This window comes from Gemmatimonadaceae bacterium (assembly GCA_036273715.1).
Taxonomy (GTDB): domain Bacteria; phylum Gemmatimonadota; class Gemmatimonadetes; order Gemmatimonadales; family Gemmatimonadaceae; genus JADGGM01.
This window is the reverse complement of the sequence record DASUHB010000072.1, coordinates 18,790-31,689: the sequence shown is the minus strand read 5'-3', so window position 1 is coordinate 31,689 and position 12,900 is coordinate 18,790. Positions and strand designations below refer to the sequence as shown.

Here is a 12,900-nt window from a genome sequence, read left to right as displayed (position 1 = left end):
TGGGTCAGCGGATGTCGTCGCGGCCGAGGGTCGCGCGCACGGCGTCGCGCATCGCGAGCACCGCATCGTCGCGCGACGCGGGCGAGTCATCGCGCACGTGCAGCTCGATGCCGTTGGCGACCGTGATGCGATGCCACACGCCTTCCGTGGCCGTCTCCTGGGCGACGACGGTATCCGTACCCATAGTGAGCGCTGGTGCGAGCGATGCCGCAACGCGCCGCTCGAGCGCATCGCCCGTGAGCTCGCGCATCTCGTCGCGAATTTTCTCGAGCGGCTGGCCTTCCCGCTGGCGGATTTTCACGAACAGCAGCTGCAGCAGGTGGCGATATCCGTACGTTGCGGATGTGCCCGTTCCTTCGGGCCGGTCGAGCAGACCACTTGCTACGTAGTAGCGCACGGCGCGCGCACTCGGCTCGGCGCGAGCCGCGGCGTTGGTGGGTCGCATTGCTGCGGCATTGACTAGCGACGTCGCATGACCAGCCAGTCCGCGAGCGTTCCACGGCGCGTGGCGACCGTGCGCTCGGAGTAGCGGGACCGGTGAATCAACCATGGGGCAAAGAATAACGGACGCGCCAGTTACGCGACAGGAGCGCCCTCGGCAGATGTGGAAACGACGAGCGGCGAGGCGCAGGGCGCCTCGCCGCCGATTACTGCCTGGGACGAGATCTTACTTTCTCTTACGTGCGCCGGCCTTACCGCTCGAGTGCTTTGCCGACGTCTTCTTGCGCGCGGCCTTTTTCCCGGCCGACTTTTTCTTGGCCGCCGCATGGCGGGGGGCTTTCTTCGCCGCCTTTTTCTTGCCGGCTTTCTTGGCTGCAGGTTTGGAAGCAGCCTTCTTTGCCGCCGGTGCTGACCTCGGCGGGGGCGCTTTGGCCGGAGCCGCGCCTTTCCTTGCAGGAGGACGAGAAACAGAGCCCATCCCACCCGCGGATGGCGTGGCCGGCGTGCTGACGATGGTTATTTCTTCCTCGATTTCACCACCGTCGTCTTCGGTCGCGCCTTCTTCGTCTTCCTCGTCCTCGTCTGTGCTATCCCACAGATCGTCGCTATGGGTTTTCATGCCCCAGCCGCTCGTCTCTTCCTCCTCCTCATCGTCATACGACGAGCCGCCGCCACCGTATCCGAGATCATCCTCGTCGTCATCGTGCTCGGAGAGGTGGAGCTTCTCGTTGTACTCGTCACCGCGCGGCATGATTGCCTCCTGTCGTGTTGTCGCGTAGCACGTGGTGCTGCGGGTATGTGCTCGTTGAACGTGTCATAGGTGGAGCTCGTGGCGTACCCTCATGCAGCCTCCCGCCCGAAGCTCCCAATACAACACATCCTTCAATCCGTCAAGACGAGGGCCAACGCGGAGCGCCACGTGCGGCTTCGGGCATCACCCGCGTGACCCGGGAAGCGCGCAAGGTGCGCGTCTCGAGTCCGTTGGTCAATCTCCGGTTGCGGGCAGCGCGGCGCCCTCGGCCTGGGGCTCGAACGCGTGCAAGCGCCGCTGCAACGAATCGAGATATGTGTAGATCACGGGCGTTACGTACAACGTCACGAGCTGCGAGAACGCGAGGCCGCCGCACACCGCGATGCCGAGCGGACGGCGCGACTCGGCGCCGGCGCCCGTGCCCAGCGCGATGGGCAGCGTGCCCATCAACGCCGCCATCGTGGTCATCATGATTGGACGGAAGCGAACGGAGCAGGCCTCGAGGATGGCATCGTGCGCCGACTTGCCCTGGCCGCGCTCGGCTTCGATGGCGAAGTCGATCATCATGATCGCGTTCTTTTTGACCAATCCGATCAACATGATGATGCCGACGAACGCGTAGATGCTCAGATCGGTGTGAAAGATGAACAACGACAGCAGCGCGCCGAATCCGGCGAACGGCAACCCGGACAAGATTGTGAGCGGATGGACGAAGCTCTCGTACAGGATGCCCAGCACGATGTAGATGACGACGACCGCGAGGACGAGTAGGCCCAACAATCCGGCCTGCGCCTGCTGGAAAGCCTGCGCTGTTCCCGAGAATGCTGTCGAGACGCTCGATGGAAGGATCTCGCTGGCTGCCTGCTGCACGCGTGAAACTGCGTCGCCCAAGGACACGCCCGGCGCGAGGTTGAACGACAACGTCACCGACGGCAGTTGTCCCGAGTGATTCACCGTGAGAGGACCGATGTCGGGCGACAGGTGCGCTACCGCCGACAGCGGCACGAGATCTCCGGAGCTCGACTTCACGTACAGGAGGTTCAATGCCGACAGGTCGCGTTGGTACTGGTCCTCGAGCTCCATCACCACCCAGTACTGGTTGTTCGACGTGTAGATCGTCGACACTTGTGCCTGACCGTACGCGTCGTACAGGGCATTCTCGATCTGCGATGCGGTCACGCCCAACGACGACGCACGGTCACGATCGATCGCGACGTTCACCTGCGGATTCTTGATCTGCAAGTCGGTGGTGACATCCTGCAGACCGGGAATGTTCTCCATGCGCGCCAGCAATTTGTTGGACGCCGAGTACATCGCTTGAATGTCGGCGCTCTGGAGCGTGAACTGGTACTGGCTCTTGGTGGAGTGTCCGCCGATGTTGATCGCCGGAGGATTCTGCAGATAGACCCGCATGCCGGTGAGCGATGCGAATTTCTGCTCCTCCTCCTGCAGGATCTGATCTGCCGACAGCTTTCGCTGGTCGAGGGGCTTGAGGTGAAGCAGAACCCGACCGTCGTTGATCGTGTTGTTCGGCCCGCCGGTGCCTACCGAGACCATGTAGTCGGAGACGTTCGGATCTGCTTGGATGATCTTCGAGACCTGCTCCGAATGCGCGACCATGGCGTCGAACGAGGTGCCTTCCGCCGCCTCAGTCGTTCCGAACAGGAAGCTCTGGTCCTCGCTGGGCAGGAATCCTTTGGGCGTTACGACTGCGAGCAATCCCGTGCCGAGCAAAATCAGGCCTGCAAACACGAGCACCTTGCGGCGGTGATCCATCGCGGTGCGCAGGGTGCGCTCGTACGCCGCGAGCACCCGATCGTAGATCCGCTCGGTGGCATTGAAGAACCGGCCGTGTTCCTCGCCGTGATGCGACTTGAGGAACCGGCTGCACAGCATCGGCGTGAGGGTGAGCGAGACGAAGCCCGACACCAGGATGGCGACGCCGATCGTTACCGCGAATTCGTGGAACAGGCGGCCGATGAGACCGCCCATGAACAGAATCGGGATGAATACCGCCACGAGCGACATCGTCATCGACAAGATGGTGAAGCCGATCTCACGCGACCCATCGAGAGCGGCCTGGAACACCGGTTCGCCCATCTCGATGTGCCTAACGATGTTCTCGAGCATGACGATGGCGTCATCGACGACGAAGCCGACTGAAAGCGTGAGCGCCATCAGGGACAGGTTGTCGAGACTGTAGTGCAGCAGATACATCACGGCGAACGTGCCGACTAATGACATCGGCAGCGCAAGGCTCGGAATCACGGTTGCCGAGACGTTCCTGAGGAACAGGAAGATCACGAGCACGACCAGGCACAGCGTGATGAAGAGCGTGAACTTCACATCTTTCACGGACGCCGCGATGGACTCGGAGTGGTCGTGCAGCACGTCGACGCGGACAGAGGGCGGGAACTCTTCCTCCATCTGCTTGAGCGCCTGCCTGACGCCGGTCGCCACCTGCACTGTGTTGGTGCCCGGCTGGCGTTGAATGGCGAGCACGATGGCCCGCGCGCCGTTGTACCAACTCGCCTGATGGGAGTCCTGCACGCCGTCCACGATGTTGCCGATGTCCTGCAGTCGCACGGGCGCGCCGTTGCGGTAGGCGACGATCATCGGCCGGAATGCTTTCGCGTCCTGCAGCTGTCCGTCCGCCTGCACGGTGTACGCTTTGTTCGCGCCCCACAGCACGCCCGTCGGCAGATTCACATTCGCGTTATCGATCGCGTTGACCACTTCGTCGATGCCGATCTTGCGGATGGCCATCGCCTGTGGATCCAGCTGCACGCGCACCGCGTATTTCATCGAGCCGTACACTTGCACCTGCGCCACGCCCGACACCGTGGACAATCGTTGGGCGAGATACGTCTCGGCGTATTCGTCGAGCTGCGAGAGCTCCAGCGTCTTCGAGGTGAGCGCCAAATACAGAATGGCTGACGCCGATGGGTCGACCTTCTGGTACGAGGGCGGGATGATGTTCTGCGGCAGCTGACGCAGCGTCTTCGAGATTGCGGCCTGCACATCCTGCGCGGCGGCGTCGATGTTCCGGTCCAGCGTGAACTGCAACACGATGTTCGTCGAGCCCTGACTGCTGCTCGACGTCATCACGTCGATGCCGGCGATGGTCGAGAACTGTTTCTCGAGCGGCGTTGCGACCGCGGATGCCATCGTTTCCGGGCTCGCGCCGGGGAGGGATGCGCTGACGTTGATCGTCGGGTAGTCCACCGTCGGCAGGTCGCTGACGGCGAGTTGGCGGTACGCCACGATCCCGAAGATCAGAATGCCCATCATGACGAGCGTCGTCATGACGGGCCGTCGAATCCATATTCCCGCGATATTCATCAGGGCCTCGGCTGATCGCCGTTAGTCGCGCCTTGGATCTGCACCTTCGTGCCATCGGTAATGCGGAGTTGTCCATCCGTCACCACCGTCTGGCCCGGAGTGAGCCCTTTCTCGATGATCGACATGTCCCCTGCCGTGCGTTCCACCTGTACGGCCCGTTGTTCGGCGACGCCGCTGTCGTTCACCGTGAACACCGCTGTTCCGGACTGGCCCTGCACGACCGCAGTCGTCGGAACCACGACAGCGCCCTTCTCGACGTAGAGCTCGAGCGCCACGTTCACGAACTCGCCGGGCCAGAGCACCGCATCCGTATTGGGGAATCTGGCTTTCATCATGATCGTTCCTGTCGTCGTGTCCACCGCGTTATCGAGGAACGACAGCGTACCCCGGCTGGGTGCGCCTAGGCCGCTCGCCGGTTGGGCGACAACACTCAACGTATCGCTCTGGTACTTCCGGATGCGCGGAAGGTGTATGGCCGACACCGCAAAGCGCGCCATGATCGGGCGAATCTGATTGATCACCACGAGCGGGGTGCCGCCCGCGTGCACGAGGTTGCCTTCCTTGAGCAGGATGGCGCCGGCGCGTCCGGCGATCGGCGAACGAATCGTGGCGTACTCGAGATTGAGCTTCGCGGTCTCGACGAGCGCCTCGTCCGCGTTGACCGTGGCTTTGCTCGACAACGCATTGGCTTTCGCCTGGTCGTACTGCTGCTGCGTGACGTAATCCTTCTGCACCAGTTGGGCGAAGCGCTGTTCGTCCTGCAGAGCGGTCGTGAGCTGGGCGCTGTCCTTGGCGAGCCCGGCGCGGACTTGCTGCAACGCTGCTTCGAACGGTCGCGGATCGATCTGGAAAAGTACCTGCCCCTGCTTTACGTCATCGCCTTCCTTGAAGTCGATGTGCGTGAGGATGCCGCCGACTTGCGCCGAGACGGAAACGGTCTGCATCGGCTCGATCGTGCCGGTGGCGTCGATCTCATAAGGCACATCGCGTTTTTCGACGTGCGCGACTGCCACGGGCACCGCTGCCGACTTCGGTTTCTTCGGGTCCTTGCACGCAACCAGCAACAGCACGGCGCCTGCGGCGGCGATGAGATTTCGCCGCTTCGTCACCCACTGCCAGGCGTTCCGCGGGACTGCAATATCGATCATTGTGGGGGCTTCGATTGTGTGGTATCCGGCGTGAGGTGGATCGGGTTGCCGCCATGCACGTCGAGGATACCCGCGTCGTGCGCCAACTGCACCAACGATGTTTCCCACGTCCAACGCGCCTGAACTTGCTGCGCCCGTGCGCTCGCGAGCGCCGCTTGTGCGGTGAGCAAGTCCAGGACGCTTCCGACGCCTTGCTTGTATCGGCCGAGCGCCACGTCTTCCGACTCCTGGGCGCTGGCGAGCAGGTCATCGGCGGAGGAGACGCGCTTCGTCGATGTCTGCAGCGTTTGGTACGAGCTGAACACGTCGAAGACGACTTGCTGCCGCGTCTGGTCGAGCCGCGCGCCAGCCGCGTCGCGCTCCGCTTCAGCAGCGAGTTGGTTGTACGCACGGCTGAAGCCGGCAAAGATGGGAATGCTGAGGCCGAGCGAGAGCGTGTAGCTGTCGGCGCCATTCGAGAGCGCCTTCGAGTACGTTCGCGCGCCGGTGCCGTTGAGCGTGAGCGACGGCAGGCGGGTCGCGCGGACGACGCTGATGTTCGCTTTCGCCTGCTCGTAGTCCGCTTCGGCCGCCGCGAGGTCGGGCCGGTCGCGCAAGGCCATCGCGATGAGCGTGTCGACGCTGTCGGCGATGACCGGCACGGTGGCCGGTACGCTAGGCGGCTGGAGATCGTACGGGGTGTTGGCCGGCAAGCCTAACGCAAGCGCGAGCGTGCCGCGGGTCGTGGCCAGCTGCCCCTGCGTCGTTTCCAGATCGAGCTCCGCCTGGGACACGGCCGTCCTGGCCTGCAGCTCGTCGGCAACGGTGGCGAGTCCCACCTTGTGCCGCTCCTGCGCCGCCTGGAGATTCGCCTGCGCATCCTTGAGCGTGCTTTCCTGCGCCGTCACCAACGCCTTCGCAGCCATGTAATTGAAGTACGCGGTCTCGACTTGGAGCACCGTGTTCTGGATGGTGAGGTTATGCGTCCAATCCGCCGCGAAGAGCGCTTGCTTGGCCGCTTCAATGCCGCCCGATCGTCCGCCGAAATCGAACACGAGGTATGAGATCGAGACGCTTGGCTCGAGCGTTTTCTGCTGGACCGCAGCGCGACCCTGCGTGGCAACCGTCTTGAGCGTGGTGCCCGTGACGTCGCCGTCGATGGTCGGCAGATAGTCGCCGCGTTTCGATCCGTACGCCGCCGCGGCGGCGCGCGCGTTAGCCCACGAAATCTGGGTGGCCGGGTTGTTGCGCAGTGCGAGATCGACGATGTCGGCGAGCGTCAGCGTTTGCAAACGCTGCTCGATGTCGGCCGGGATCTCGACATTGCCGTGCGAACTGGTCGTGTCGCGTTTCATGTGCGCGGGCGGCGTCCAGTTCTGCGCGGGCGATGGCGCAGCGCCTGCAACGCCATCGACGGACGGCGTATGCACGCATGCGGCGACCACGAAACACGCGCCGACAGCGGCGGCGCAGGCACGCGCGCGCTGCCGGGCGACGAATATCGAAGGATTCACAACACAAACTACGTACAGCGGCACTCCCGTGTTGGTAGCAACCGGGAGCCGGAGTCAATGCTGAGGTCGCTGTGGCGTCCCGCCTTAGGCGGGCGTATCGTCGATGAAGACGAGCGTCTTGCGGCGGAGGACGACGCGCCGCAGCACGTCGTACACGTTCGCATCGAGGAGCTGGCCGACGCTATCGGCGAGATACTCGACGGTGGCGCGCGGTGTCATGGGGTCACGGTACGCACGGCGCGAGGTGAGCGCATCGAACGTGTCGGCGGCGCACAAAATCCGACCGCCAAGCGAAATCGCATCGCCCGACAAACCGCGCGGGTAGCCGCTGCCATCCACGTGCTCGTGATGATCGTGGATATAGTCTAGAACGACGCCGAGGTGCTGGAGCGGAGCGAGAATTTCCATCCCGATTCGCACATGGTCCTTCACGTGCGCGAACTCCTCGGCCGTCAGCTTGCCAGGCTTGTTCAGGATCTCCTCGCGAATGCCGATTTTGCCGACGTCGTGCAGGTGACCGGCCATGCGGATGGCTTCGATCGTGTCGGCGTCGAGCGACAAGCCATCGGCGATCGACGCCGCGAGCTCGGCCACGCGCTGCGAGTGTCCGCGCAGGTAGATGCTCTTGGCTTCCATCGCGTTGATGAGCGTTTCGGCGACGCTCACCGTCAGCGAGCGCAGCGCAGCTTGCTCGTGCTCGAGCTCCTTGGTGCGGCTCGCGACTTCGTCACGGATCAACTGCTCGACGCGTCGCTGCTCGACGACGAGCGTGCGCTTGTGGAGTGCGCGGTCCAGCGCGCCCTCGAGCTTATCGAGTTCCACGGGCTTGACGAGATAGTCGAAGGCACCGCCCGAGAGCGCTTCGGTGGCAGTAACCGCGTCGTTCACTGCCGTGAGCATGACGACGGCCAGATCGGGATCATCCTCGAGCGCCTTGTGCAGGACGTCGAGACCCGTCATGCCCGGCATGCGGACGTCGCACAGCATGAGCGTGAACCGCTCGCGTCCGAGGATGCGGAGCGCAGCGGCCCCCGACGACGCGTTCTCGACCTCGAACCCGCGCGTGCTCAGGAAGCGCGTGAGCGCGTTGCGAATCGAGTCCTCGTCGTCGACGACGAGCAGACGCTTCGCGAGATCGGGCGCATCGCCGACGTTCGGCGCGGCCTCGATGCCGTTGTCGAGCGGGGGATACGGCGACGCGAGACGCATCACTTCAGCCACCACTGGCGGAAGCGCGCGACGGTCGCCGGATTCGCACTCGAGTTAGGCATCGGCGGCGGGTGGACGCGTGAGTCGGAGCAGGCGGGCCCGAACGAGGCATCGGAGGACACGACTCGAACGATAACAACGGGGATGCTCGGTGGGAGACGATCGCCAGGAAGGCGAGCAACCCTTCCGAATTAGTGATCTCTCACTCGGCCACGAACTCCACCGCGACATCGTGATCGATCACTCCGGCGCGCGCGCCGCGCGACAACAGCTCGCGCACCGCCCTGCGACCCGCGTCACCGTAGTCGAGCGTCCAGTCGTTCACGTACATGCCGACGAAGGTGTCGGCACGCGAGCGGTCGAGGCCGCGTGCAAACTGCATGGCGTGATCGAGCGCGCCCGTGCGGTGCTCGAGACCATAGGAGATGCTGGCGCGCAGATCGTGCGAGATGCGCTTGGTGAGCGCCGGACCGAGATCCTTGCGCACGACGTTGCCGCCTAACGGGAGCGGCAGGCCGGTCTCACCGTACCACCATTCGCCGAGGTCCACGATGAGGTGCAGGCCGCGGTCGCCGAACGTGAGCTGCCCTTCGTGGATGAGCAGACCGGCGTCGACCGTGCCGTCGACGACGGCGTCCTCGATCTCATCGAATCGTGTGAAGACGGCCTCGAACTCTTTCTCGTAGAGTCGGAGCGCGAGGTATGCGCTCGTGAGCGGGCCGGGAATCGCGATGCGCAGACCGCGCACACCCGAGCGCGTGATCGGCGCGCGCGCCACCAAGCGTGGGCCGTAGCGGTCGCCCATGGACGCGCCGTGGGGAAGGAGCGCGTAGCGGTCGGCAATGTGTGCATAGGCGTGAATCGAAACGGCAGTCACCTCGAGCTCGGCGCGCAGCGCACGTTGGTTGAGCGTCTCGATGTCCTGCAGCTCGTGCACATAGCGAAGGTCGCCGGTGTCGATTTTACCGGCGGCCAGCGCGTAGAACATGAACGCGTCGTCGGAATCGGGGCTGTGGGCAACGCGAATGGTTCGGACAGGCATGATTGGATGCGAGTCTGTAGTGGTCGGCGCGCGGTTTGGCCTTACCGGACGGCCTTCTTTGCCTGGTCGATAGCCGCCGCGATCTCGGTTTGGTGCCGCTGATATTCAGGCTTGTTCGTCGCCAACTCGGACGCTTGCGCTGCGACGAGCCGCTCCTGCATCCGTTGGGCGGTGGCGGTGTCGCCCGCGTCGCGCGCGGTGGAAATGGCCAGGATGAGTCCCAGAAGATGAGTGGAGTCCTGGGCCAGAATCGTATCCGCCTGCGCTTGCGCGACGGGCGCCGCACCGGCGACTTCGGCGATGCGGCCCATGTCGTATCGCGAGTCGGCGTCCTGCCGCGGCAACATCATGTACGCCGAGATCCCCATTTGCGCGAAGAAGGCCGCGCTGTCTTTCTTGCCCTCGGAGTCCAGCCGCATGATGCGATCGTACAATCGATCGGCGCGCTCGCGCGGCGACATCGACGAGATGTCAGGGCCCCGCACCGGGGTCGGGCCGGCGCCATCGTCGGGCGGAGCCTGTGCGACCTCCTGTGAGGCGGCCGCGGGTGCCGGGCGCCGGCCGAACCGCTGGCCCGCGACCAGAGCGATGAGCGCAAGCAGCGCGATACCGGCAACGGCCCAGGGAAGCGCCGCATTGAACCCGCCGTGCTCGCTCGTGGGAGGCGTGTTCGTCGGTGCGGCACCAGCCTCCGCTCCGCAGCGGTGACAGAACTTGGCGCCCGGCGTGAGCGGCGCGCGGCAGGAGCCGCACGTCGCACCGGCGAGCGGCGCGCCACAATTGGCGCAAAATCGCCCGCTGGCCGGAGCGGCACAGCTCGGACAGGTACCAGGTGTGGTTGTAGAAGTGGCGGGCATCGCTGCGTCTGAATCAATGGTTCGATGGGAATGTAGCCGCAGCCGTGGCACGACGGCACTGCGCTCGCAATTCCCAGCGTCGAGGCGCCGAGCCTTGCACCGCCCATGCGGCTGCGCCGACATTCATGGCTGCGCCGCGAGACGAGATCTGCGCAGCGCCCATTCCACGACATGAGGACGTGACGTGCCGACGAAGAATCGATCGATCGTTCCCGACACGGCAGGGGCCACCAAAAAGGACATCCTCGAGCTGACGCGAACGCACGAGGTGCGATTTCTCCGTCTGCAGTTCACCGACATCCTCGGCGTGAACAAGAACGTCGAGGTGCCGGCGTCCCAATTCGAGAAAGCGCTCGATGCCAACATCATGTTCGACGGCTCATCGATCGAAGGGTTTGTGCGGATCGAGGAATCTGACATGCTGCTCGCACCTGACCTGAGCACGTTTCGCGTGTTCCCGTGGGGCGACGAGCACAATCGGGTGGCGCGTCTCATCTGCGACATCACGCTGCCTGACGGAACACCGTTCGCCGGCGACCCGCGCGCCGTGCTCAAGCACCAGATCGAGCGCGCACGCGCGTTGGGGTACACGATGAACGCCGGGATGGAAGCGGAGTTCTTCATGTTCAAGCAACCATCGGCCGGTGGACCGACGACGGAAACGCACGACGTGGGCGGCTACTTCGATCTCGCGCCGGTGGACTTGGGCGAAGATGCGCGGCGAATGATCGTCGATCTGCTCGAGAAGATGGGCTTCGAGGTAGAGGCGGCGCACCACGAGGTGGCGCACGGCCAGCACGAGATCGATTTTCGATATGCGGATGCGCTCACGACGGCGGACAACATCGCGACGTTCCGTTTCGTCGTGAAGTACGTGGCGCATCAGGTGGGTCTGGTCGCGTCGTTCATGCCGAAGCCGATCTTCGGCCAGAACGGCAGCGGAATGCACACGCACCAATCGCTGTTCAAGGGCAGCGAAAACGCCTTCTGGGACAAGAAGGCGCAGTGGGAGCTGAGTCCGATCGCGCTGCACTACATCGGCGGACTGCTCAGGCACGCGCGCGGGTTCAGCGCGATCACCAATCCGTTAGTCAATTCGTACAAGCGGCTGGTGCCGGGTTACGAGGCGCCGGTGAACGTGGCGTGGTCGATGCGCAACCGGTCGCCGCTCATCCGCATTCCGGACCGGCGCGGTGCGGGCACGCGGGTGGAGCTGCGCATGCCCGATCCGTCGGCGAATCCGTATCTTGCGTTGACGGTGATGCTGGCCGCCGGCCTCGATGGCGTCGAGACGGCGGCCGATTATCGGGAGCCGGTGGACGTCAACATCTGGGAGATGTCGTTCCGCGAAAAGCGCCGGCTGCGCATCGACGACCTACCGCACGACCTCAACGAGGCCTGCGACGAGCTCGAGAAGGACAAAGTGATCGGCGAAGCGTTAGGCAGCCACATTACCGAGCACTTTCTCGACGCCAAGCGCCAGGAATGGCGCGACTACATCACGCAGGTGAGCGCGTGGGAGCTCGAGAACTACCTCGAGAAATACTGAGCGCACCGCGATGCAGGCCGGGCCGCCCCGACGGGGACGGCCCGGCCGCTGTCGGCGCCTAACGATCACGGACGCTTTGTGGAATCGGGCGCCGGCTCGGTCACCGCCACTTTCCGCGTCGCGCGCCAGCCGTCTATCTCGCCGGCGAACGCATCGCCAAGCGACGCGACGCTCACCGAGTCGAGACCCGGCTGGTCGCTGTGCCCCTGCAGACGCGCCAGGCTCACCTTCGCTTTCTCGTACGTCGAGTCGATCGCCAGCGCCGCGTTGTACGCCTGTCCGGCGAGCGTGATGTGGCCCGTGCGCTCGAGCGCCAATCCGAGGTTGTTCTCGAACGACGGCACGCTGTCATCGATCTGCACGGCGCGCGCCAGCGGACCGAGCGCTTCGCCGTAGCGGCCGGCGCCGATCAGCAGCACGCCCATGTTGTTCATCGACCACGCATCCTGGGGATCGATGGCCAGCGCGGTGTGGTACGCGCCTAACGCATCATCCGCGCGGCCGGCGGCGGTTTCGACGCGGCCGAGGACGCGCCAGGCCTCCGCGCTGCCGGAATCGAGAGCCAGCGCGCGCCCGATCTGGCCGCGCGCGTCGCCGAGGCGGTGCTGGTCGAGCAGGACGCGGCTCGAGTTGATGTAGCTCTTCACGTTCTTGCCATCGAGCGCGATCGCGGATTGGAAAGCGGAATCAGCGCGGTCGAGCTGGCCGCTCTTCCACGCCGACAGCCCGAGCATGTAGAAGCCCCAGGCGTTCCTGGGACGCCGCTTCGTGTAGGCGTCGAACATGTCGGTGGCCGCTGCGTACTGCCGCGCGCGGAACGCCGAGTCGGCGGTCGCGTACGATACGTTAGGCGGAACCGAGTTGGCCGTCGTCGTGTCGGGCACGGGCGTGACAGGAGTGGGAGCGGCGCTGGCCACCGGCTGCTGCTGGACGGGAGCGTGCTCCTTTGACCCGCCGCAGGCGGCGAGGGCTAGAGCGGCTGCAGCGGCAAGGATGGGGTGGATCCGCGGGCGAAGCATGGCAAACCTCCATGAGTGAATCGGCGCGTGGCGCCGGACCGGGTTGACG

The 12,900-nt window shown here is 64.7% G+C and carries 10 protein-coding genes; 1 reads left to right on the top strand and 9 read right to left on the bottom strand.

Translation table 11 applies throughout. From position 1 onward, the window contains the following. Window positions 1-4 precede the first annotated feature (4 nt). The 8 genes from VFW04_17115 to VFW04_17080 form a co-directional block, all read right to left on the bottom strand. Window positions 5-445: a MerR family transcriptional regulator gene (locus VFW04_17115; GenBank protein HEX5181055.1), complete on the bottom strand. Its 441-nt coding sequence runs from the start codon at window positions 443-445 to the stop codon at window positions 5-7. A gap of 222 nt (window positions 446-667) precedes the next feature. Then, a complete protein-coding gene (locus VFW04_17110; protein ID HEX5181054.1) occupies window positions 668-1,192 on the bottom strand; it encodes a hypothetical protein in 525 nt (174 codons plus the stop codon). A 234-nt stretch (window positions 1,193-1,426) separates the two neighbouring features. Beyond that, complete coding sequence (locus VFW04_17105; GenBank protein HEX5181053.1) at window positions 1,427-4,534, bottom strand: efflux RND transporter permease subunit; 3,108 nt, start codon at window positions 4,532-4,534, stop codon at window positions 1,427-1,429. Next, on the bottom strand, window positions 4,534-5,682 hold the full coding sequence (locus VFW04_17100; protein HEX5181052.1) for an efflux RND transporter periplasmic adaptor subunit: 1,149 nt from the start codon (window positions 5,680-5,682) through the stop codon (window positions 4,534-4,536). The genes VFW04_17105 and VFW04_17100 overlap by 1 nt, the downstream gene beginning before the upstream one ends. Beyond that, window positions 5,679-7,106, bottom strand: a complete 1,428-nt coding sequence (locus VFW04_17095) for a TolC family protein (protein ID HEX5181051.1) — start codon at window positions 7,104-7,106, stop codon at window positions 5,679-5,681. The genes VFW04_17100 and VFW04_17095 overlap by 4 nt, the downstream gene beginning before the upstream one ends. Window positions 7,107-7,259: 153 nt before the next feature. Next, window positions 7,260-8,399, bottom strand: a complete 1,140-nt coding sequence (locus VFW04_17090) for an HD domain-containing phosphohydrolase (GenBank protein HEX5181050.1) — start codon at window positions 8,397-8,399, stop codon at window positions 7,260-7,262. Between the two features lie 187 nt (window positions 8,400-8,586). Continuing rightward, the gene (locus tag VFW04_17085; GenBank protein HEX5181049.1) at window positions 8,587-9,426 is read right to left on the bottom strand and encodes an MqnA/MqnD/SBP family protein; all 840 of its coding nucleotides are present in this window, start codon (window positions 9,424-9,426) and stop codon (window positions 8,587-8,589) included. Window positions 9,427-9,467: 41 nt separating this feature from the next. Continuing rightward, window positions 9,468-9,911 carry a hypothetical protein gene (locus tag VFW04_17080; protein HEX5181048.1) on the bottom strand — a complete coding sequence of 148 codons (444 nt, stop codon included), beginning with the start codon at window positions 9,909-9,911 and terminating at the stop codon, window positions 9,468-9,470. A 556-nt stretch (window positions 9,912-10,467) separates the two neighbouring features. Between VFW04_17080 and glnA the strand changes: the two genes are divergently transcribed. Continuing rightward, window positions 10,468-11,832 carry a type I glutamate--ammonia ligase gene (glnA, locus tag VFW04_17075; GenBank protein HEX5181047.1) on the top strand — a complete coding sequence of 455 codons (1,365 nt, stop codon included), beginning with the start codon at window positions 10,468-10,470 and terminating at the stop codon, window positions 11,830-11,832. A 65-nt stretch (window positions 11,833-11,897) separates the two neighbouring features. Here glnA and VFW04_17070 read toward each other — a convergent pair whose 3' ends face one another. After that, window positions 11,898-12,851, bottom strand: a complete 954-nt coding sequence (locus VFW04_17070; protein HEX5181046.1) for a tetratricopeptide repeat protein — start codon at window positions 12,849-12,851, stop codon at window positions 11,898-11,900. Between the last annotated feature and the right edge of the window lie 49 nt (window positions 12,852-12,900).

Coding starts and splice junctions, on each gene's coding strand:
- VFW04_17115 (HEX5181055.1), bottom strand. CDS start 445: ATGCGACCCACCAACGCCGCGGCTCGCGCCGAGCCGAGTGCGCGCGCC.
- VFW04_17110 (HEX5181054.1), bottom strand. CDS start 1,192: ATGCCGCGCGGTGACGAGTACAACGAGAAGCTCCACCTCTCCGAGCAC.
- VFW04_17085 (HEX5181049.1), bottom strand. CDS start 9,426: ATGCCTGTCCGAACCATTCGCGTTGCCCACAGCCCCGATTCCGACGAC.
- VFW04_17070 (HEX5181046.1), bottom strand. CDS start 12,851: ATGCTTCGCCCGCGGATCCACCCCATCCTTGCCGCTGCAGCCGCTCTA.
- VFW04_17105 (HEX5181053.1), bottom strand. CDS start 4,534: ATGAATATCGCGGGAATATGGATTCGACGGCCCGTCATGACGACGCTC.
- VFW04_17100 (HEX5181052.1), bottom strand. CDS start 5,682: ATGATCGATATTGCAGTCCCGCGGAACGCCTGGCAGTGGGTGACGAAG.